The organism is Bacillus sp. FSL K6-3431 (genome assembly GCF_038002605.1).
Classification (GTDB): domain Bacteria; phylum Bacillota; class Bacilli; order Bacillales; family Bacillaceae_C; genus Lederbergia.
This window is the reverse complement of the sequence record NZ_JBBOCT010000001.1, coordinates 958,063-980,398: the sequence shown is the minus strand read 5'-3', so window position 1 is coordinate 980,398 and position 22,336 is coordinate 958,063. Positions and strand designations below refer to the sequence as shown.

At 37.3% G+C, this 22,336-nt stretch carries 17 protein-coding genes, 6 pseudogenes and 1 riboswitch; of the genes and pseudogenes, 20 read left to right on the top strand and 3 right to left on the bottom strand.

Annotated features, from left to right (window positions below; all coding sequences use genetic code 11):
• The first annotated feature begins 8 nt into the window (after window positions 1-8).
• From MHB53_RS04970 to MHB53_RS04910, 13 genes and pseudogenes are all read left to right on the top strand, one after another.
• Entirely contained in the window at window positions 9-194 is a 186-nt protein-coding gene (locus tag MHB53_RS04970) for a hypothetical protein (protein ID WP_340916034.1), read from the top strand.
• Between the two features lie 559 nt (window positions 195-753).
• A pseudogene (locus tag MHB53_RS04965) lies at window positions 754-1,321 on the top strand (IS110 family transposase); the annotation flags it as partial.
• Window positions 1,320-1,795: pseudogene (locus MHB53_RS04960) on the top strand (tyrosine-type recombinase/integrase); the annotation flags it as partial. The pseudogenes MHB53_RS04965 and MHB53_RS04960, both read left to right, overlap by 2 nt.
• Window positions 1,761-2,146, top strand: a pseudogene (locus tag MHB53_RS04955) (DUF6262 family protein). The pseudogenes MHB53_RS04960 and MHB53_RS04955, both read left to right, overlap by 35 nt.
• 188 nt (window positions 2,147-2,334) lie before the next feature.
• Window positions 2,335-3,300, top strand: coding sequence for a hypothetical protein (locus tag MHB53_RS04950; RefSeq protein WP_340916033.1), 966 nt, complete (start codon window positions 2,335-2,337; stop codon window positions 3,298-3,300).
• Window positions 3,301-3,824: 524 nt separating this feature from the next.
• Window positions 3,825-4,241 (top strand): annotated as a pseudogene (locus MHB53_RS04945) (VOC family protein).
• A gap of 891 nt (window positions 4,242-5,132) precedes the next feature.
• Window positions 5,133-5,831, top strand: a pseudogene (locus MHB53_RS04940) (class I SAM-dependent methyltransferase).
• A 767-nt stretch (window positions 5,832-6,598) separates the two neighbouring features.
• Window positions 6,599-6,727: an anti-repressor SinI family protein gene (locus MHB53_RS04935; protein ID WP_340916032.1), complete on the top strand. Its 129-nt coding sequence runs from the start codon at window positions 6,599-6,601 to the stop codon at window positions 6,725-6,727.
• Between the two features lie 478 nt (window positions 6,728-7,205).
• Window positions 7,206-7,305, top strand: a riboswitch (TPP riboswitch).
• Window positions 7,306-7,375: 70 nt separating this feature from the next.
• Entirely contained in the window at window positions 7,376-7,978 is a 603-nt protein-coding gene (gene thiT, locus MHB53_RS04930) for an energy-coupled thiamine transporter ThiT (RefSeq protein ID WP_340916031.1), read from the top strand.
• Window positions 7,979-8,390: 412 nt separating this feature from the next.
• Complete coding sequence (locus MHB53_RS04925) at window positions 8,391-8,834, top strand: SRPBCC family protein (RefSeq protein ID WP_340916030.1); 444 nt, start codon at window positions 8,391-8,393, stop codon at window positions 8,832-8,834.
• A gap of 166 nt (window positions 8,835-9,000) precedes the next feature.
• A pseudogene (locus MHB53_RS04920) lies at window positions 9,001-9,990 on the top strand (IS3 family transposase); the annotation flags it as partial.
• 305 nt (window positions 9,991-10,295) lie between these two features.
• The gene (locus MHB53_RS04915; RefSeq protein WP_340916029.1) at window positions 10,296-10,613 is read left to right on the top strand and encodes a hypothetical protein; all 318 of its coding nucleotides are present in this window, start codon (window positions 10,296-10,298) and stop codon (window positions 10,611-10,613) included.
• A gap of 300 nt (window positions 10,614-10,913) precedes the next feature.
• Complete coding sequence (locus tag MHB53_RS04910) at window positions 10,914-11,930, top strand: aminoglycoside phosphotransferase family protein (RefSeq protein ID WP_340916028.1); 1,017 nt, start codon at window positions 10,914-10,916, stop codon at window positions 11,928-11,930.
• 467 nt (window positions 11,931-12,397) lie between these two features.
• Here the strand turns inward: MHB53_RS04910 and MHB53_RS04905 are convergent, their stop codons facing one another.
• Entirely contained in the window at window positions 12,398-12,760 is a 363-nt protein-coding gene (locus MHB53_RS04905) for a hypothetical protein (protein ID WP_340916027.1), read from the bottom strand.
• Between the two features lie 454 nt (window positions 12,761-13,214).
• Between MHB53_RS04905 and MHB53_RS04900 the strand changes: the two genes are divergently transcribed.
• The 4 genes from MHB53_RS04900 (at window position 13,215) to MHB53_RS04885 (ending at window position 15,975) form a co-directional block, all read left to right on the top strand.
• Window positions 13,215-13,433: a hypothetical protein gene (locus MHB53_RS04900; RefSeq protein WP_340916026.1), complete on the top strand. Its 219-nt coding sequence runs from the start codon at window positions 13,215-13,217 to the stop codon at window positions 13,431-13,433.
• Window positions 13,433-13,765: a YolD-like family protein gene (locus MHB53_RS04895; RefSeq protein WP_340916025.1), complete on the top strand. Its 333-nt coding sequence runs from the start codon at window positions 13,433-13,435 to the stop codon at window positions 13,763-13,765. The genes MHB53_RS04900 and MHB53_RS04895 overlap by 1 nt, the downstream gene beginning before the upstream one ends.
• Before the next feature lie 350 nt (window positions 13,766-14,115).
• Window positions 14,116-14,298, top strand: a complete 183-nt coding sequence (locus MHB53_RS04890) for a cold-shock protein (RefSeq protein WP_340916024.1) — start codon at window positions 14,116-14,118, stop codon at window positions 14,296-14,298.
• A 123-nt stretch (window positions 14,299-14,421) separates the two neighbouring features.
• Window positions 14,422-15,975 (top strand): FAD-dependent oxidoreductase, encoded by a 1,554-nt coding sequence (locus MHB53_RS04885; RefSeq protein WP_340916023.1) that lies wholly within the window; start codon window positions 14,422-14,424, stop codon window positions 15,973-15,975.
• 111 nt (window positions 15,976-16,086) lie between these two features.
• On the opposite strand, the gene msrA is transcribed toward MHB53_RS04885, so the two are convergent.
• A complete protein-coding gene (gene msrA / locus MHB53_RS04880; RefSeq protein WP_340916022.1) occupies window positions 16,087-16,611 on the bottom strand; it encodes a peptide-methionine (S)-S-oxide reductase MsrA in 525 nt (174 codons plus the stop codon).
• Between the two features lie 23 nt (window positions 16,612-16,634).
• Window positions 16,635-17,993 (bottom strand): sodium-dependent transporter, encoded by a 1,359-nt coding sequence (locus MHB53_RS04875; protein ID WP_340916021.1) that lies wholly within the window; start codon window positions 17,991-17,993, stop codon window positions 16,635-16,637.
• A gap of 193 nt (window positions 17,994-18,186) precedes the next feature.
• On the opposite strand from MHB53_RS04875, the gene MHB53_RS04870 reads away from it, so the two are divergent.
• The 3 genes from MHB53_RS04870 to MHB53_RS04860 all read left to right on the top strand — a co-directional run bounded on the left by MHB53_RS04870 (window position 18,187) and on the right by MHB53_RS04860 (window position 22,235).
• A complete protein-coding gene (locus tag MHB53_RS04870) occupies window positions 18,187-18,459 on the top strand; it encodes a hypothetical protein (RefSeq protein ID WP_340916020.1) in 273 nt (90 codons plus the stop codon).
• 271 nt (window positions 18,460-18,730) lie between these two features.
• Window positions 18,731-20,461, top strand: coding sequence for an ABC transporter ATP-binding protein (locus MHB53_RS04865; RefSeq protein WP_340916019.1), 1,731 nt, complete (start codon window positions 18,731-18,733; stop codon window positions 20,459-20,461).
• Complete coding sequence (locus tag MHB53_RS04860; RefSeq protein ID WP_340916018.1) at window positions 20,454-22,235, top strand: ABC transporter ATP-binding protein; 1,782 nt, start codon at window positions 20,454-20,456, stop codon at window positions 22,233-22,235. Before MHB53_RS04865 ends, MHB53_RS04860 begins: the two co-directional genes overlap by 8 nt.
• The last annotated feature ends 101 nt before the right edge of the window (window positions 22,236-22,336 follow it).

Genomic DNA, 22,336 nt, shown 5'->3' with positions numbered 1-22,336 from the left:
GGAAATGATTGGAAAAAACATATTTTATCGCAACACTAATATTTACATGGTTTATTTCCATTAGCTTAGCGGTTTTCACTTATTTTGGATTCCGTCTCGGTTATCCACTTATCGGTATCGTGTTAGCCTTAATTACAATAGCTTCCGCTGCTATGAACATCTTGTTTAAGCGCAAGTGGAAAAGAACATTTTAATAATAAAAAAGGGCTCTATCTGCTAATAGTAAGCAGGCAGAAGCCCTTTTTTACTTTTCGTTTTTTTTCTGGTTTTTATTATGTATGAGAAAAGCGACAATAGCCACAGTAAATAATAAAAACATCACACCAGACAGCATCGACGCAATAAATGTAATGCCCATACATCAATCACCCCTTTATTATAAGATCTAGGCTCTATTCTTATATTACCATAGCATATGTTATATCAAAGTTTGTGATAAATCTTTGACGAAAATAAAATAGCGGTTATAAATGGGGCTTTTTTATGTAATAAAGGGATGATTTTGTAAGTGGTATATAGAATGTTTTATCATTTCTGGTTGAGCATTTTTTATATCGATATATGATAGGGGTAGCCGGGGTAGAACGTAAGCGCCCGTTGGGCTAATACCCCGTCCGCAAAACAGTGCGCCCCCTGCTTGTAGAAACATTGTTTGAGGCTGGTTGGGACAATGATCTCGTATACAAGCGAAGCTATGACACTGCAAGATGGATTAGAGGTACCGGTAATTATATTTGGAGGAGGAGATTTATAATGAATCAAGTCATTGGTCTGGATATGACAAAAGGAGAAAGTCAGATTCAAGCATACTTGGAAAGAAAGAAGCCCTACAAGAAAAATTTTCAAAGTAAAACATGATCTTGATGGGTTAGCTAGTTTATTAGAATTTATTAAAGAGATAGAAGATATTTTAGGAGAACGTCCCCCTCTTGTAATGGAATCAACGTGTCATTATCACACACCTGTTGTTCAATATTTTGAGGACAAAGACTATTTAATTATTATCGTAAATCCACTCATCTCTTATAAAGCAAAAAGTTCTAGTTTGCGATGGGTAAAAACAGATATCATTGATGCCAATCACCTCTGCGAGCTGTATTATAAAGAGGATTTAAAGACCTATAAAAAGCGTGGTATCCAACTTATGGACTTACGTCATCTTACGAGACAGCACGATAATATTACAGGTATGTTTGTACAAACCAAACTACAATTCCAGGCAGTTTTGGAACAAGTTTTCCCTGAATATAGTAAGGTTTTTGGAGACTTACATTCGAATGATTCGATAAAAACATTACAAGCATTTCCTACTTCAGAAGAGGATCGGAGAGGTTATGTCTTTATTTATAGAGGATTTTATCTTCGATCATAAGACGGACACCGCATTTGTTTAAAAGATCGAGGAGAATTACCGAATGGTGCAAAGTTAAAAACCGGGGAACGGGAATTACATATTTCTTACGAACTAATGGATTTATATGATTATCTCTATGAGTTAATTGATGAGTTGGAGATTGATACGAATTTTGTATTTGTCAAGTTGCGTGGTGAAAATATAGGACAACCAATGAACTATCAAGATGTGAGTGCGCTGTTTAAGCGATTAAAAGATAAAACAGAGATTGATGTCCAGCCTCACCTACTTCGCCATACACATACCACAAAGTATTACCGTCAAACTAAAGACATTACACAGGTTCAAGTACGTTTAGGACATTCACGAATTCAGATAACAATGAATATGTATCTTCATCCTTCTGATGAAGAAATTCGTAAGAAAAGTAAACACTCATAAAAAAGTTGATAATGCGATTCAAAGGCTCATGCGAGCCAATGGTAACATTAATTTTAATAGTGTTGCAGAAGAAGCTGGAATTAGCAAAGCAACTTTATATAACAATCCAGAAATACGAAAACGAATCGAATCGTTAAGAGAGCAACAAGCTCAAGTTCCAACTCTAAAACAGGTAAAACGTGAGATGGATGAGAATAATAAAGATGCAATTATAGCATCTTTAAAACGGAAAAGTAAGAAATGGATGAAGAAAATAAAGAATTACGTGAGCAACTAAAATTTGCTTATGCGGAGGTTTATAAAAACGGAATTAAGGAAGGGATACTCAAAGGGAAATCGAAGTTAATTTAGAGTTATGATATTTTATTCAATAATCTAGAGTAACTATGTTATGTAAGGAAGGCACTACTATGAGTCTTGGAAATATTAGTACTTTAATGTTGTACAAGAAAGGTTTAAAAGCGTTAAAGGCATTAGGATAGTAGTGAATAAATAATTATGAAACAAAGTGAGTTAGAACTTGTAGAGGAGATGAGAAGATGAAAATTAGTGTAAAGAGGCAGGCCTCAAGATTGATTGGGTTGCGTAGAATCTGCGGTTATGGTGCCGCAATAGCAGTAACACCTTACCTGCTGATCAAAATCGTATGGACTTTCGGTTTCTTCCTTCCAACCGAGCAAATGGGTGAAGCCAACTGGCGCATTATAAATGCAGTAACCGCCGTTCTCGCTGCGATTGGTATCCTTCTTGCAATGGCGTTCTGCAGACCGTGGGGGGAGCGACTACCTGCGTGGTTGGTTGCTCTACCCATTTGGATTGGTACCGGTTTGCTCGTTCCCATGCTGTTGATTGCACCGGTTCTGGGCCCTGCAGCTATGATCCGGGATCAAGAGGCGGGTGCCGCCCATTTCTGGGTATACGAGCAGATCTTCGTCATGATCTCACTTTTCGGGATCGGCATCTTCCTGCCGCTTGCATTGGCGGGGTATACAAAGGCACGTTGGCCAGAGGCGCTGAGTGGCACAACCGACTACAAGGAGTTGCCGGGCAATACTCGACAACTGCAGATCATCTTGGCTAGGATCGTAGCTGCCGGCTGCATTCTGCTCGGTGTCATCAAGGTGTTTTGGGCGGTTGGCGGCTCTTTCGGCATCGACCCGGCAACCATGAGTGAACGCGATGTGTGGTGGCACATGCTGTCATTGAGTACAGGCGTGTGGTCCTTTGCTGGTGCGTGGGGCATACTGGTGGTAGCATCTCGCCGTGGGTCGAGGTGGTTTCTACCCCCTATGGCAGCGGCATGGATTTCATCGGGAGCGTTGTTCACCAACAACCTCTATTCCGCCTTATCTTCAGTTCGACTCGATGCGCCACTCTCCCCAGAGTACCCATTGACATGGTTGTTGACCACACAGGCCGGCATTGTCTTAGGTGTCATAATGGGGATGATTATCCTGCTGGTGCTGCACGAACGCCGTCGAGCCCTTCGAGATGAGTCCAACTGAAGTTGAATACACAGAACCACGGAGATGAATTACCCATAAAAATAGTTAGACCATGATTACAATGATGCAAAGGCTTTAGAATGGTTTTAAAGGAGAAATAATATTTTGGATAAAAGGGTCCAACTTGACTTTGATGTTGCTTTGAATAATGTTCGATCAAATAAATGCTAATAACCTTTGAAAAAAGATCAAAATACGCTTTTAATATATTCAATTGAAGCATTCTGTATAAAAAAGTTTGATTATTTTTGTGACCATTATTCCATTAAAGCCCGATTGTGGAACAACCCATCAATTAGAGGTGTTATTCAGCAATTGTGCCAAAAAATAAGTGAGTAATGGCAGTTGCAATAACAAATTTTACGTTAAATAGGAAGGAAAACAAATAGTTTTTTTGTTCAAAGATCGGGCCCTTTTCTTGAATAAGAGAAGGGGTTTTTTTGTAAGTGAATTGAAGTTAATCAGAAGAAGTTATTTAGTTTAGCTTTGGGACGTACTACTCAACATTAAGGAGGAAATCGATTATGAGTGACACACAGACATTACGAGGACTCACCACAGTCAGTTTTTGGACGGATGATCTAGCAGCGGCAAGTGGCGGTACGCCGAGCTATTGGGCATCGAACGATACTTCGAACGTTCAGGATATGCAGAGTTTCGCCTCGGCGACTACCAGCACGAGCTGGGCCTGATCGATAGCCGATACGCGCCCGATGGTTCAGCGACCGGTCCGGCCGGTGCTGTAGTGTACTGACACGTCGACGATGTAACAGCAACTTTCAAGAAACTGCTGTCTATGGGGTGCGAATGAGTACGAGGCACCCACAGAGCGCGGTGAGGGATTCATCACTGCTTCTGTGGATGTTCCCTTTGGGAACATCTTAGGCATTATGTACAATCAGCACTATTTGGAGGTTTTGGATCCGACCAGAAAAGCGTGACCCTCGCCGTCGGCATTCACAGTTCACCGAGGTTTGGCAAGTTGCACTGTGGGGCGTAGCAATTAAGGGGCTTCACGAGGTAATGTTAATAAAGGACTATTCCAGAAAACCAGCTAATATCTTGTCATGATATTAGCTGGTTTTTATAATGAACTCTTAGAAGGATACGAAAAGAGCGCAATCCTTACTTTGGGTACTTCCAACATTCCGGAAATTCGTACGCTAAGTGAATTCCAACGCAAAAAAGTCAAATACCTGTACGTTAAGGCATTTGGCTTGTTAAATTACTCCACCCTTTATCAATTGAAGAAGCAAAGTTCAAAATTATCCCTTAAAGACTATTACTCTTTTTTAATTATATTTCTTTAAAGTAGGAGTATATAAATTTCAGAGCTTTCTGTTTATCCATCGCTAGTGATTACTGAGTAACTAGTTTTCTTTTTACAAACAACTGCCGCAGCAATTTTGAAATTCCGAAGGTTACTTTGAGTTTGTTGGTATAACGAGCCGCTCATAAACCAGCGTACTGCTTCCATCGGTCCAAGCTTATGAAAGTTGAGCCAAAGAACGACAAAAAGTATTTGCACGACACTCACAAAGCCCCAAAGGAGCGGCGTCAAGAAGGAGCTATTCAATGACTTGAGCTTAACGAAATAACTGTTGGATGTATTGGTATTGATTTTATTAGTTCAGACAACTGTGAAATTAAACATATTGCTGTATCTCAACTGAAAGGGGAAATAAGGTAGGTAATAACATGATTAATTTCGTTTGTGATAAACACTTATTAAGTTTAATTTCTGCAGGGTTATGCTTGTTTTAGGTTTTAAAATTAAATAACTTTATTGTCTTTTTACACTTTGTACCGAGGTTTATGACCTTAGCAAAAAGATTGGTCAATCATTGGGCGGTGACATAGAATATTACCAAGATAAGCTTAAAGATTGTAAGGGACGTATTCTTGAAGGAATGGTCGGTTCTGGCCGTGTAATTATTCCACTTCTTGAAACTGGTCTTATTGTTGATGGAGTTGACTATTCACCTGAAATGTTGGCTTCTTGCCGTCAACGTTGTGAAGAACGTGGCGTGCAAACCAACTTTTATAAATCGAATTTACAGGAACTTTCTTTACCTAATAAATATGAAGCAATTATTATACCAGCTGGTTCATTTTTAACGTGAAGAATCACTTGAAGCTTTGAAGCGAATTTATGATCATCTTGAACCAGGTGGGCGCCTTATACTTGACCTTTTCTTGCCTGACACCAATTTTGAGGTTAGTAAGTTTGGCGGTACATCAACATTCAATTTTCCGAATGGGGATGTAATCACAATGGAGGGTAAACTTGTTGAAGCAGATTTATTTAATCAATATAAAGTTTCATATTTAAAGTACGAAAAATGGCGTGATGGAAAACTTGCTAAAACTGAATTGCAACGTTTTGCCATACGTTGGTATGGCGTAGAAGAATTTAAACTAATTTTAGAAAATATCGGTTTTTCGGATATGTAGTGTCCGCCGATTTCGAATATGGTAGCCAACCAACAAATGGGAACCAGGCTTTCGTTTATGAAGCTATTAGAAAATGATTTATGATTTATTAGTTGAATGACCTCTTAACGCTCCTTAATAGAGCATGAAGGGGTCTTTTCTTTATTTATCTCTATAAATCAACATTAAAATTTAACAGAACTTTGTATGTAAGAGGAATACTCTAATGAGTTTTAGTTCGAATGGAGAGGATGGCAATAATGAAGATGAGTTATTCGTTGCAATAGGAAAATCATTAAAACATTTCTGGCTTTTACTTACCTTATTTCAAAAATGAAAAGGATGTTGGTTATCTAAATACAGAAGTGTCAGACGTAGCCCAAGCCCAATACATGATAAATAAAAAACTTTATTTAAAATACTACTTGTATGCCCTATTTAACGGCGACAGTAGTCTTTTTGAGTTTCAGATATTGTTGTTCAGAATTTATTCAGTGCCATTTGGTAATCTTTACAAGAGCGTTGCTTAAAGGTGATTATACTTTAGGAATTACAAATTGTTTGGATATTTGGGGAATGGACTTTTTCACATTGCATGATACAACGTGAAAAAGGAAAAGGGGAGATGAGCCTAGTAAAAGCAATGTGGGTTTTACGTTCAAATATTTCTATATTGTGGGCTGTTTTATATACGAGAATGAAGGCTTATCACTACCTCTATAGCTAATGTAACAGTATTATGTTCTCGTTTATTTGATATCTTCCTCTTGTTACATTATGCCGGGATCATGCTCAGTCCCTAGTAATTTGGCAAAAAACAAAAAATTGACATTGTGGATTGAAAAATAAAAGAGGAGGAAGCACAATGACAAAACTTGATCCTGAATGGGTGGCATTAATTACTCTTGCGAAGGAGCAGGGGCTAACAATTGAGGAAATAAAAAATCTTTTAAAACGAGGTCCTGGTGTTAAAACGCGGAAAAACATACATTAATCAAATCGACATCAAAAAAGCTGAGTTCACCTACTTAAGGAATAAGTAAAGTATCCTGGGCACATTCTCGAACCATACTTGAATAAGCTAAGTGGTATGGCAAACAAGTCGTATTTTTCGCGAAAAACTTCGCTTCAAGTCAATTCTGTTCCAGTCACGGGCTACCGCAATAAAGACGTTAAAAATTTCGCTATGGTGTATGGATCTCTTCCGAATACAACCCCACCAAGACAGAGATATCAAGCAAGTATGAACCTTAAATCTGAAGCGATAAGACTACTAACCGTAGGAACTACAGGGATAGCCTAATTAATAACTAGTGGTTGCACTGATGATCTTAGGAATCTCCCACTTCAAACAGACCTTAAGATCGTTAAGTGGCGAGTGGTTCAACTGTACAAGTAATCTGACTTATTATATTATTTGTCTTGCATAATATATATTCTTCGTTATAATAGTGATGAGTATAATTGAATCGACGTACCACAGGGGGAGCAAATAGCTGAGAGTGGATAATTAATCCAGACCCTTCGAACCTGTTAGTTAATGCTAGCGCAGGGATGTGGCAGAACAAGAGATAGTAACTTCATATACTATTTCTGTTCCCCTATGGATACGTGCAATACACAAATCATAGGGGGTTTTTTTATGAGTAAAATTTCTTTACAAGCAATGATAGAAGCATCTATTTTTGCAGCGATGGCACTTGTGTTGGATATACTTCCTTCCATCAAGCTTACACCATCTATCTCTATATCAGTTGCTATGGTGCCCATTTTTATCGTTGCGTTTAGGTGGGGAGTTAAGACAGCATGTATCTCAGGCTTATTATGGGGATTACTACAAATTGCTATCGGTGATTATTATATCGTAACACCACTCCAAGGCTTTATAGAATATTTTATTGCATTTACTTTTATAGGATTTGCTGGGTTACTTGCGCCTGTGGTTAGTAAAACAGCATATGAAGGAAAGAAAGCGATGATGGTCCTCACTGTAACCTTAGGCATTTTCATTGGAAGCTTGGGTCGTTATTTTTGGCATTTTATTGCAGGTGTTATTTTCTTTGCTAAATATGCCTATGAAGCAGGTAAAACACCTATCGTTTTTTCCTTCATCACGAATGGTATCACGATGATTTTCTCCTTTTTATTATGTGCCATTGTCATTTGTGTCGTATTATCTATTCGACCTGAGCTAATAAAAACAAATAAAGGGAATCATTTATCGAATAATAGCAAAGCTTCATAATGTGATTTATTTTTGGCATACCAACATAATGAATGCTGCTTTTCTGTCTGCTTATTATAAACAGTCACTACAGTTTTTCCCGATTTATCTAATACTCTGTTGTTGATTTAAAATAAAGTCGCGACGTTTGTAAAAAAGATGCGATGTTTATAAAAAAGTTGCGAAGCATTACCCCTTTGGATTTTTTATCTAAAGGGGTGTTTCGTTGTAAAAGGACTTACTTATTGAGTCAGTGTAAATTAAATTTATAGAAATAATTGAAATGATATATGGATTTTGTGAAAGAATGTACTTAAAGCTAAAACGGGCAGCTTAGTTTAATAAGAGTGTTTTTAGTATTAAGACGAAAAATGTGTAAAATAGGGTATAACGGAAGAAGTTTTAAATATTCTGAAAGAGAGTTGAATTTGTTATGGATACTCAAGTAACTACGAAATTTAGAATAGATAAGCCGTCTAATGAGGTGTTTGAAGCCTTTGTAGACCCTTTAAAAATCGGGAATTTTTGGTTCTCATCGAGTTCCGAAAGATGGGAACAAGGCAAGTCTGTTACATTAAGATATGATGAATACGAAGCAGAAGGCGTTGTAAATGTATTAGAAATCGTGGAAAACATGAAAATCGTGTTTTCATGGGGTGGAGAATCTGATGAAGAAACAGTTGTTACAATTACACTAAAAGAGTTGGATCGTGCCAGTACAATTATTGAGGTAAACGAATCAGGTCTTAATGAAGCTGACCCTCAAATAGTAAACAAAATGCTAGGACAAAAAGAAGGTTGGGTATATATGTTAACGTGTTTAAAGGGCTATTTGGAGAATGGTGTTAGTGATTTGAGAGCAGCAATAATTCATTAGTGTTAAATAACTTCTTATGTTTTTTCAATTACTGGGTTTATCGGAGTTATTGTAAACGGAGTAATACTAAGAAAGTTACAATCTAATTAAATAAATCAGAAGTGCGATTCCTAAAATGAATCGCTTTTTTCTTATTCAACAATCTGTGCTTTGGAAAGGCTACAATGAGCTAACAGCTTCAGCATTAGACCGGTGGATTCGTCAGTCCGAGAGCTCTGGATCCTTTCAAGAGAAAGATAATCGATCTGATAAAGAAAATGAGCTGATCCATCTTAAGAAAGAAATGGCACGCCTTCGAATGGAGAATGACATTTTAAAGCAAGCCGCGCTGATCATGGGACGAAAGTAAATGTGATTCGGATCAATGTCCACAAATACTTTGTATCAGCAATGTGCGGTGTCCTGCAAATTCCAAGAAGTAGTTATTACTATATGCCAGTTGAACAAGAAACCGAAGATGGGTTAGATCATTTGATTCGAACGATATTTCTTCAAAATCGCAGCGCATATGGCACACGCAAAATAAAAGTTGAATTACAAAAGATAGGCCATCAAGTATCCCGCAGACGGATCGGCCGAATCATGCACGAACAAGGTCTAGTATCTAAATACAACATCGCACGATTTAAGCCCCAAAAAACAAAAGTAAATGATGAAGCTGTTGGAAATGTACTGGATCGAAATTTTGATGACCAAGAAGAATCAGCAGTCATTGTCAGCGATTTAACCTACGTGCGCGTACTAAATAAATGGTGCTACGTTTGTTTCTTGGTGGATTTATTGAACCGAGAAATTATAGGCTATAGTGCAGGACCAAATAAAGATGCGGCACTTGTTTACAAGGCTTTTACTAGTGTGAAAAAAGACTTGCGAGACATACAACTTTCTCATACGGATCGTGATGAAGCGTTAAAAACATTTGAGATCAAACGATCGTTGAGCATGAAGGGAAATCCTTATGATAACGTCGTGGCTGAAGCAACATTTAAATTGTTTAAGACTGAATTTACGCAAGATATGCATTTTGAAAGTATTGAATAACTGGCACTTGAACTTAGTGACTATGTCCACTGGTTTAATAACATTCGTACTCATAGTTCACTCTTACTTGAGCTCCGTAAAATATAAACATGATACCCTTAAGAAAAGTGTCTAGTTTAGTGTTGACATACAACTTTAGTGAAAAAAGAGCTTGCATAAACCCCCCTTTTTTTATGCAGCTGCGAGGCTTCCTCAGAAGCCAAAAACGTGGATGTATCAAGGTTGTATAAAATCACGCATAACCAATAAACACGGACACATGAAAACCTCTTGCACTGAGGTGGTTGTTTTATGTTAGCTAGATTTGTATAATGTATTCATCTGATGCTTTGGGATCTTGTTCAATTATAGGGCCATTTAATGGAATAAGTTATGTTAAAATTGAATCAATTTGAAAGCGGAAGAAAGGGGGAATATAATATGGACTTAGCTTTGGACATTGCTCGTATTTCACTGCCTGTTGTAATAGTGGGTGGAATTGCAGTATTTGTAATTCTAAGAATGAAACATAAATATAAGAAAGGTACCCTGGGTAAGAAAAAATCTAAAAGCGCTCAAATTATATTAGATAGTTTAATACCATTCGGAATGATGATTGGTTTTGCTGTTGCTTTACTTTTAAGCATGTTTTCCTCAATTTCCTTACTATCTACAATCACTTGGGGACCCGGGATAGGTTTCTTATTTGGATATTTTGCTTATGAAATTTATAGCAAAAAAGAAGAAATTCATTCGTAATAACTGTCTCCCAGAAAAGGACGCTTTAATTAGCAAGCAGCTAAAAGGGCCATATAATTGAATTGAACAACCCTCTTCAAAAAAACCGATATGTATAGTGAAGGATTTTCACTTATAAATTTTTATAAAACTATATGAATGTAAGTGCTTATCTGTTAGAAATATGTAAAAATTTATTTAAAACGATTCACCATAAGAAAATCATGTTAACCGGATGTATCTATGCCCCGCAACATGATAACGAGTATATCCAGGATAATATGCGCTACCTCATCGACAAAGAAGAAAATGGAGGAATAAATGAATATTGAACTTGAAAAGCTGATTTATGCTTTAAACCAACGGTTCAAGACGAATATCATCTCTACTGACTGCCAAACTATGCCGTTACAGGGCGGATCTGTGGGGAATGTGTACCTGGTAAAGGGGATCGCCGAAACCGTGGATGGCGAAAAATTGCCTTACCGTATAGTGCTGAAAATCCAGAACAAATGGGAGCGTTACGGCGATCCGGGTTCATGGCGTCGAGAATATGATCTCTATTCGTCTGACTTGGGAGCGACTTTCTCGCAAGCCCTCCGTTGGCCGATATGTTATCACGCCGAGTTCAATGCCGAAGTTAATGAATATCATCTGTGGCTGGAATATATCGATGGCGTAACCGATTTAGACTTGACCGGTGACATGTATGAAGAGGCCGCGCTGGAGTTAGGGCGCTTTCAAGGCAAGCTGTATGCGGAGCAACCCGCCGTGCTGGAGAGCCTGACCAACCTGAGCCATCCGGATCTCATGAAGAATACGTATTTGCATTACCGGTCATGGCCGGTCGTCTACGATTATATACGATCGGAAGACTGCGAATTGCCCCTGCACGTGCGGCAAATGCTCATCGACATCGATGAGCAAGCAGACGAGATATTCGCCCGTATTGAAAAATTGCCCCTCGTGCTATGTCACCGGGACTTCTGGATAACCAATCTTATCTATGCTGACGGGAATTTCGCGCTTATCGATTGGGATACCAGCGGATGGGGCTACCTGGGCGAGGATCTCGCAAGCCTGATCGCGGATGAACCGGATATCGATAACATGGTCGAACACTACCAGCGATGCATCCCTGCGTATTACAAAGGCTTTTCGGAGTATGCGGATGTATCCCGAATCGCCGATCATTGTGTCTACGAGATAATCCTTCTCGTATTCGGGTACAGGCTTGTCGAGGGGTATCTCCACACAGAGGCTGATGACGAGAAGACGAAGCATGTCCATACTCTCCAAAAAATCTATGAAATGAAAACCATACCCTTGAGGGTTTAATAAAATTAACAGGCTATCACGTCAGCCTGTTTTGTGTTTATCCCTAAGGGTCAATTTGGGTATTTTTGCATATCCCCCGAAAAAGGGTATGCTTATTCAAGATAAGGGCGCTTTAATTGAACAAGCAGTTAAAAGGATCTTCCAATCGAAGATCCTTTTTTTCAGTGCCTATAACATGCAATTATGTTAACTAGATTTGTATAGAGTATGCATATGATAATAGAAGATCTTCTTCAACTAAACGTCTAGTTGTAGAATGACAATAAAGTTATTTAATTTTGAACCCTCAAACACAGCATAACCTTGCCCTTATTTGTGGGCAAGGTTAAAATAAAGTTGTTTAATTTTTGATGGAAAGACACTTCACCTAAACTTTAAAATAACAATAAAGTCGTTTAAAAATCTAAGTTTTCTTCAACAATCGCGCCCGTTTCAGGAATAACTTGCATGCTGGGTTTATTTAATTCCTATTTTTGTGGATTGACTCTGAGGATTGTTCCACAGGGATCCGAAATCCAGTAACCCTCTGAGTTCTCGTGTACCTCCACTTCATCTCTTCTATTAATGTGATTCTCATGTAAATACTCTGCTGCTATCTTCACATTGTCTGTCTGAATCTCCAGCCATACATCTTGTTGAGAATAATTGTCCATACAATCCAACCACAGTGTGGCATCGCCAAACTGAAAGGCATGTGATTCAGACTTGAAGCCCAAATATGGCAGCTTTATCACTTCCTTATAAAATTGCACCGTCTCGTTGTACTTGAATTTTGGAATCTTTAGGGCAATATTATTTCCACCTTTGAATTCTCCATTTGTCGTTTCCAAAAAGACTACCTCCTTTATTTTTATCTTTACTATACCATCTGCTGCTTTTTTCCATTTCTTCTAGATTGCTATTTCGTTTTTTCTTGCCGATCTTCAACAATCTGGCCCGATTGCTGAATAGAATGACTCGCATTTTTAAAAAACTTTATTGTAAATTAAACAACTTTATTGTAAATTAAACAACTTTATTGTAAATTAAACAACTTTATTGTAAATTAAACAACTTTATTGACACTCAACACTAGTATGTAACAACAGTGCTTTACTTGAAAAGGCCAAATTAAAAAGGGTTGATAAGGTGTTTTTAATCAAACTTTATTTCAAAGCCACATCTGTTTTTTAAAGTGCCTTTCTCAGTAAGAAGGGTTTTTTTTATTTCCTCATTTTTTCCAGTAGTAATTAAACGCATATCCGCATATAATAAATGCAAACAAACGTTCTGAGAGGTGTGGGGATGATGATAGGTTTACTTAAACGAGCTGCTGGATCACAAGATAAATTTGAAATGATTTATTTATCTAATGAAGGAACGATTTCGCAACGTATCATTAAAGTTATTGCTGTTAACGAAATAATAGTAAAAGCCTATTGCTACACAAGAAGACAGTTCCGCACATTTAAGTTAAGCAACATTCTATCTATCGGATCTTTACGACAGAGAAGGGGTGCGTAATGATTAGAGATCGTGGAACGAAAAAGTGGACGGCCATGATGCTACCTGAGCACGTAGCTATGATAAAGGCTATGAATAACGATTATTACAAAATGAATAAGCCGATTCTTGACGAGTATCAATTATCCGAAATTGATGAAAAAATTAACACCGCAGTAGAGTTTCGCTTGCCGGTTAAATTCGAGTTATGGAACGATGGATACACTGAAGAGCTGGAAGGTATTATAAATAAAGTGGACGATATTAATAAGCACGTGCGCATTGTGGATTTAAAAGGTGATTTGATTAATATCGATTACGAGTCAATAATTGAAATAGATTTTGCAGATTAGAAAAATACTTTCAAATGAATCGAGCTTGATCAATTCAACAATTGGAGATAAATTCTCGTTGCAACGAAAAGAGTGAAACTGCCATCAACAAAGTATATAATAGAAATAACGGGATCCTATTTATAATAAAATGACTTTATTTTTGACGATATAAAAAATATAAACATATATAAAGTTATATTGAATATAATAAAAAGGATTAAAAATTCTCTATCGTTATCTGAATACATATCACCAAAAGTAAAATAATATTGCAATTAAGCCTATTATAATGATATATTGCAGGATGATTTGGATTATCCTGTATTTTAGCGTATAATAGAAACATTATGAGAAGGGGGATCTAAGCCATGGCATATAGAAGGGGACCTCAGGAACCTATCCCTGAAGAAGAAACAGTTGTCTGGTCATGTACAAATGAAGAATGTTCTTGCTGGATGAGAGATGCCTTTTCTACTGAAGAAAAAACAGTTTGTCCAATTTGTAAATCAGAAATGGAAAAAGAAACAAGGGTATTACCAGTTATTAGTTGATTATTTATGCAAAATCGCGCAAACAACTCCTGTTCATATTAAGGAGTTGTTTTTTTCTATTTTTTACATGTTTTCCTCGTTTTATGGGAATATCAAGTATAGGATGGAAAAGGAGGATATAATTTGAATACAAAAAATAATCTTGAGGGCCCTAATCATGCGGAATCATATTGGATCAATTCGACGAAATTGGAGTCGTTTCCACAACTAGAAAAAGATATCACAGTAGATGTCGCGATTATAGGTGGGGGGATCACAGGGATTACAACTGCATACAACCTCATAAAAGAAGGTTTTCATGTAGCTGTGCTAGAAGCAAGCTCTGTTCTTAATGGAACTACTGGGCATACAACAGCCAAAGTGACCGCCCAACATGGGTTAATATATAACGAATTAATTAATCAATTTGGCAAAGAAAAAGCTAAGTTATACTATGAAGCAAACATAAATGCAGCAGCCAATATGGAAGAATGTATGAACTTACATGGCATAGAATGCGATTATAAGAAGGAAGACGCATACATCTTTACAACTTCTAAAGACTATTTACAAGACTTGGATAATGAAGCAAAAGCTTATCAAACATTGGGGATTGATGGTGGTATTACAACAGACATTCCATTAGATTTAAAAGTGAAATCCGCTCTTGTTATGTATAACCAAGCTCGATTCCATCCACTTCACTATTTATCGCATTTAATTAACTATATTAAAGAAAATGGTGGGGAAGTATACGAGCGTTCTGTTGCAACTCATATGGAAGATGGAGAACCAGCTACTGTTCATTTTAAAAATGAGGCGAAAGTAACTGCAAAATATGTCATTTCAGCCTCACACTTTCCTTTTCATGATGGTAGAGGTTATTTTGCGCGTTTACATGCTGAACGATCGTATGTACTAGCTGTGAAGCCAGGTAAACCATTCGCGGGTGGTTTATATATTAATGCCGGAAAGCCAACTAGATCCATTAGATCCGTTACAATAAATGGGGAAGAAGCGCTTCTCATTAGCGGTGATGGACATAAAGCGGGACAAGGTGGAGTAGAAATCAAGCATTATGAAGCCTTAGAGAAATTTGCTTTAGACTACTTCGGTGCAAAAGATATAATATATCGCTGGTCTACCCAGGATTTAGTTACAACTGATAAGGTTCCTTACATCGGGAAGATATCAGAAGGCCACGATAATATATTTGTCGCTACAGGCTTCAGAAAATGGGGAATGACAACGAGCACAGTCGCGGCCACGATTATAACAGATTTGATTATTGGTAAATCGAACCCATATGCAGACTTATTTTCTCCATCACGCTTTACTGAAAATCCAGGTGTAAAAGAGCTCGTGAAAGAAAATATGAATGTAGCAGCACATCTTATAAGTGGGAAACTAGAACGGCCTGACAAGGAATTAAAGGATATAAAAGAAGGGGAAGGGTCTGTCGTCACGATCAAAGGTGGAAGGGCAGGGGCGTATAAAACAGAAGCTGGAGAACTGTTTGTAGTTGATACGACATGCACCCACATGGGATGTGAAGTGAACTGGAATAGTGGGGATCGCACTTGGGACTGCCCATGTCATGGTTCAAGATTTTCAGTTGAAGGTGAGGTTGTCGAAGGGCCAGCTGAGACACCTTTGAAAAGAATTGATCCTGAAAGTATTGATTACACAACTTCTTAAGAAAAGCGGAAGATGCCCGTGAAGTTTGCTAGTCGCTGGGCACCTGGAGCTAGACAACAAAAATCAAAACAGCCGATATTCTCCGCTTTGAGAATATCGGCTGTTTATAATTTACCAATGTTTAGTTATGAAGTCGTCACGGCCAGATTTATTACGATCTGCTAAATATTCTTCTTTATTTTTCTTATAAAAGTCTTGATGATATTCCTCAGCAGGATAGAAAATAGGGGCGTTGATAATTTCCGTAACAATTGGCTTTGTAAATTTACCTGATTGAGCTAACTGCCGTTTTGATTCTTCAGCAACTATCTTTTGCTCGTCGTTATGATAAAAAATGGCTGCACGGTAAGAATCGCCTCGATCCTGAAATTGTCCACCAGCATCAGTAGGGTCAATTTGTTGCCAAAAGATATCTAATAGCTGTTCGTACGAAAAGATAGTAGGGTCATATGTAATTTGAACGACCTCATAATGCCCCGAATTTCCAGACTTCACATCGGAATAGGTTGGGTTTTCCACATGTCCGCCCATATATCCAGATACAACGCCGTGAATTCCATCCCATTGATCAAATGGCTTTACCATACACCAAAAGCACCCACCGGCAAATGTTGCTATCTCTAAATTTTTCATCATCATCCATCCTCCCTAAAATTACATTAAAATAACCATTTCCAAACACCTATTACATCAAGAAAAACAATGATAATTGCCGTGGGAGCAATATATCGTATTAAAAAGTACCAAACAGTAAAAATTACCTTGGCATTTCCAGTTCCAACACTAAGCTCATTTAATAATGTTTGTTTAGGTATTTTATAAGCGGCAAATAAAGATATCGCTAACGCTCCTAATGGTAATAATATATTTGAAACGAGAAAGTCTGCAAAATCAAAAATAGATTTACCAAAAAGCATGACATCATCTAAGATGCCGAATGAAAGTGCTGAGGGAATACCGGCAAGAAAAATGAATAGTCCCGTCAGCCAAGTTATCTTTTTCCGCTTTGTATTATTATTCTTTGCTAATGCAGCTACAATAATTTCCAACATGGAGAATGCAGAGGTAAGAGTTGCAAAAAGAAAAAGAATGAGAAAAATACAGAGAAAAATCATCCCATATGGCATTTGATTAAATACTGCGGGTAATACTACAAATAAAAGTCCTGGTCCCTCTGTAGGTTCCATGCCTAGTGAAAAAACCGCAGGAAAAATCGCGAGACCTGCTAGTAAGGAAATAAAAATATTCATTAATACTATAATTGATGCTGATTTCGGCAAACTTTCCGATTTATTTAAGTATGAGCTATAGGTAACCATTACAGAAATCCCAACACTTAAAGCAAAAAACGACTGCCCTAACGCATATAAAATGGTTTTAGAGTCTATAGCAGTGAAATCTGGTAAAAGGAAAAAAGCTACACCTTCACCAGCACCTTCCAGCGTTAATGATCGAATAATTAAGATGATAAAAGAAATAAAAAGTGCTGGCATCATAATTTGATTTGCACGCTCAATTCCTTTTTGAATCCCTTGTGCGACAATCCAGACGGTAATAATCATAAATAAAAACTGTGCACCAACTGCAATATATGGCTGAGAAATAGAGGTTGGAAAGAGTTGTCCATAATCTTGTTCTGCTAAACCTGAAAGCTTACCAGTAAGCGTATTGTATAAATAAATGATGATCCATCCACCAACTACACTATAAAAAGACAATAAAATAAAGCTTGCGGCCATACCCATTCTCCCGATCCAGTGCCATCTAGTTCCCGGAGCAAAAAATCGGTATGCGGAAACCGCATCTTGCTGGGAGCCTCGACCGATTGAAAATTCAGCAAGCAGAACAGGTAAGCCTACTACCAATGTAAACAGTAAAAAAATGAGAAAGAAAGCTCCGCCCCCCGTTGTTCCTGCAACGTACGGAAATTTCCAAATAGCACCTAATCCAATTGCCGAACCGGCAGCTGCCAAAATGAAACCTAATTTTGAAGACCATTGCTCTCGATGTTGATCCATCCATATACCCCTTTATCTTAAAAAATTCCCATAGAATAACCACTCATAATCATAAGACATTTGTGCATGAAAAACCAGTTTTATCAAATGAGATTTTTTGTTAGTAAAGATATCAGTATAAGGACATATCGGAAAGCAAACAATAAAATTGTCCTAAGGTATTTGGACAATACGATTAAAAGGAGTATTATCTGTGAAATCTAATCCTGTCTTACCTTTAAGAAATGACAGATCAAAAAAGTCCAATAAAATGTGGGTTTCACTTATGGCTACCTTAGGGGTCAGCGCTGCTATATATGGAATGAAGAAATATCAAAATGGAAAGTTAATCCGTCCTATTCAGAACGCGATGAAGAAGATGAAAGAAACTGGGATGACAAATCCAGTTGGAATGGCAAAAACACCCCTTACAGAGTTTTCAAAAGAATTTTTAGCAACAAATAACCAAATAAAAGGTCAAAAGTGAAAGCTTTTCAAGAAGTGATACTCCCATAACGCTTCTGGGAATAATCCCTTAAGAATGATCAAAAAACAATGAAACGACTAATCCCTGCCTAAACGGTGGGGATTAAAAATTTGTGTGTGAAGCCAGAGTTTACGTTTTTTGTATTTTTTTTTATGCTTACAATGTATAAAATTAAGAAAAGTCAGACCATTTCACATGACTTTTTGTTTTTTGTAATTTAAAATTACATATATAGATTATATTGATCGTTTATTACTTGGGGGATTGTTACATGAGGAAAGTATTACCTTTCTTAAAGCCATATCGAATATCTATGTCTATAGCGTGGGGTCTTATGTTAATTGAGCTAACCGTAGAACTTTTCCACCCATTGTTTATGGCGAAAATAATCGATAATGGAATTATGCAAAATGATTTAAACGCTGTCATGAAGTGGGGAGGTATCATGGTAGGCATTTCATTGCTCGGTTTTGTAGCCGGGATTACTAATTCCTTTTTTTCTTCGCATGCTAGCCAAAGCTTTGGTTATGATGTGAGAGCGGCGTTGTTTAAAAAAGTACAGGCGTTTTCTTTTAATAATTTATCACGTTTTCAAACTTCTTCATTAATCACACGATTAACGAATGATGTTACGCAAATCCAAAACATGGTTTTCATGAGTTTGCGGATTGCGCTTCGTGCTCCATTGCTAGTATTTGGAGGTGCGATCATGGCGTTAATTGTGGATCCGAAGCTTGCTCTAATTCTCATCATTCCCATCCCTCTATTGATCGTCTTATTAATTTGGATGATGACTAAAAGTGATAGGTTATTCCAATTTGTCCAAAAGAAATTGGATAAAGTGAATAATGTGATGCAAGAAAATTTGATTGGTATGCGTTTGATTAAAGCTTTTATTCGAAGAAAATATGAAGAAAAAAGATTTAGGCATGTAAATGAAGATTTGCAGAATCAAACAGTGAAGGCTTTACGATTAGTCGAAGTATTAGCTCCTATTCTTCTATTTGTGATGAACTTAGCTATCTTGGCCATATTATGGTTTGGAAGTATACAAGTAAATCAAAACGGGATGCAGGTTGGTAAAGTTGTCGCAATTATTAACTACGGATTCCGAATTACTGCAGCGCTTTCCATGTTAACATTTATTATTATGGCAATTTCGCGTGGAAGGGCATCCTCCTTAAGAATCTCTGAGGTGCTAGTAACAGATGTTGATTTGCTAGATACGAAGGCAAGCTCTTCAAAAAAACAAATAACTAGTGGAGAAGTCGTTTTTAAAAATGTCTCTTTTGCCTATCCAGGTACAGATAAACCAGTTCTTGAAAATGTATCATTAATGGTAAAACCAGGAGCGACAGTAGCTGTGCTGGGAGCAACAGGTTCCGGAAAGTCAGCATTATTCCAACTCATACCAAGACTATATGATGTGAATAAAGGCACCATTAAAATTGATGGAATAGATATTAGCAAAATGAAACTAGAAATCCTTAGACGGCAGATTGGGTTTGTCCCGCAAGAATCCATCCTTTTTACTGGAACAATTAAAGAAAATATCGCATGGGGAAAAGAAGATGCCTCCATTCAAGAAATGATGGAAAGTGCAAAAGACGCACAAATTCATCAAACGATTGAGCAGCTACCACAGAAATACGACACGAAAATTGGGCAAAAAGGAGTCAATCTATCAGGCGGTCAAAAACAAAGAATCTCGATAGCTAGGGCACTTATTAGAAAACCTAGATTGCTATTTTTAGATGATAGTACAAGTGCGTTAGATATGAAAACAGAGGCAAAGCTTTTATCCGCTTTGAAAAAATATGATTGTACTACATTTATCATTACACAAAAAATCACAACTGCAATGGAAGCAGATCAAATTATGTTACTACATGAAGGGGAGATCATTGGAAACGGAAATCATGATCAATTATTAGAGACATCTAAACTTTATCAGGATATTTATCAATCTCAATTTGCAAAGGAGGCGCTCTCAGATGTCTAGTAAAATGCGAGCATCAAATCGCGCACCTTTAAAAGCGAAAAATTGGAAAAACACACTACTGCGAATGTGGAAATACCTCGATGTCCATAGAGGGCAACTGATTCTAGTCCTGACTATGGTATTAATAAGTTCCGGATTAGGACTACTTGGACCCTATTTAATCGGTAGAACAGTAGATGAGTATATTGCAAAGAATCAAGGAAATACGCTAGTCATCATTCTTCTTACCATCGCGGCAGTATATTTATGCTTCTCGTTATTTAGTTTTTTACAAAATTATTGGATGATAAATATTAGTCAAAAGACAGTATTTACAATGCGAACACAGCTTTTTCATCAATTACATCGTTTACCTATTAAATTTTTTGATAAGCGTCAGCATGGTGAACTAATGAGTAGGCTCACAAATGATATTGATAATGTTAGTCAAACATTAAATAGCTCTATTATTCAACTATTTTCAAGTGTGTTAACGCTTGTTGGAACGATCACCGTTATGTTTATACTGAGTCCGATTCTTACATTAATTTCTTTAGCCGTTGTCCCATTTATGTACTTCGGAATGAAATGGATTACAAATCGCACTGGAAGGTTATTCAAAGAACAGCAAAAATATCTTGGAGAAATGAATGGATTCATTCAAGAAACGATTTCCGGGCAAACGATCGTCAAGACATTTTCGCAAGAAGAGAAGATGATCGCTGAGTTTATGGAAAAAAATGAACGCTTAAAAAATGCTGGATATTGGGCACAGACTTATTCAGGCTTTATCCCAAAATTGATGAACATGCTAAATAATTTAAACTTTGCCATCATAGCAGGGGTAGGAGGGATATTTGCAGTTAAAGGGCATATTACGATTGGGGTTATCATTGTCTTTACCGAATATTCACGGCAGTTTACTCGACCCCTAAATGATCTCGCCAATCAATTTAATACACTACTCTCAGCAGTTGCAGGAGCAGAAAGAGTTTTCGATATATTAGACGAAGATAAAGAGCTGGATAATAAGGAGAGCATTGATTTAGCAAATATAAAAGGCCGAGTTGTGTTCGAACATGTATCTTTTTCTTATGGGGATGATCAACAAACGATCAATGATATTAGTTTTCAAGCTCAACAAGGGGAAACCATTGCACTTGTTGGTCCTACTGGTGCAGGCAAAACAACCATCATTAACTTGCTTGCCCGCTTTTATGATCCCGAATCGGGCATGATAACGGTAGATGGGCATGATGTGGAAAATATAAAAAGGGACAGTCTTCGTAGTAAGATGGGGTTTGTTTTACAAGATTCTTATTTGTTTCAAGGGTCTATCAAGGAGAATATCCGCTACGGAAAATTGGATGCAACGGACGAAGAAATAAAGCATGCAGCAGATATGGCTAATGCCCATTCATTTATAATGAAAATGCCAAATCAATATGATACGGAGCTCAAACAAGATGGAAGTGGGATTAGCCAAGGACAAAAACAACTTTTATCGATTGCACGCGCCATGCTTTCCAATCCTTCTATATTGATTTTGGACGAAGCGACAAGCAATATAGATACAATTACAGAAATGAGAATTCAAGAAGCAATGCAAAGACTGATGAGAGGACGCACAAGTTTTGTTATCGCACATAGGCTAAATACGATTCAGCAAGCAGACCAAATCCTTGTGTTAGACAACGGAATCATCATTGAAAAAGGAACCCATGAGTCTTTACTACGTAATAAAGGTTTCTATTATGGACTTTTTCATAGCTATATAAAATTAGAAAGTGGATAAGTAATGAGGGAGATCATTCGTTTTATAGATGATCTCTCTTTTTTTCATAATTCCCTAAACTGTATTAAATAATTCTCTGTATTCGGGTTTGATTAATTACT